Below are 244 nucleotides of genomic sequence, written 5' to 3'. Positions count from 1 at the left end.
CGTCACTTCCGAGGCGAAGCTGTTCAACTGGTCCACCATGGTGTTGATGGTGGATTTCAGCTCCAGAATCTCACCCTTCACATCGACGGTGATCTTCTTCGACAGGTCGCCCTTGGCGACCGCGGTGGTGACGTCGGCGATGTTGCGGACCTGACCGGTCAGGTTGGCCGCCATCATGTTCACGTTGTCGGTCAGATCCTTCCAGGTGCCGCCGACGCCCTCCACACGGGCCTGACCGCCCAGC

At 61.5% G+C, this 244-nt stretch carries 1 protein-coding gene; it reads right to left on the bottom strand.

The annotated features are described in order from the left end of the window. Positions 1-244, bottom strand: a 244-nt coding sequence (locus TSO352_RS07380; protein ID WP_146210728.1) for a HAMP domain-containing protein, incomplete at both ends; no start/stop codon positions are given.

It is taken from the genome of Azospirillum sp. TSO35-2, assembly GCF_003116095.1.
Taxonomy (GTDB): domain Bacteria; phylum Pseudomonadota; class Alphaproteobacteria; order Azospirillales; family Azospirillaceae; genus Azospirillum.
The sequence above is the reverse complement of the archived record's forward strand: the minus strand, read 5'-3'. Positions and strand labels throughout refer to the sequence as shown.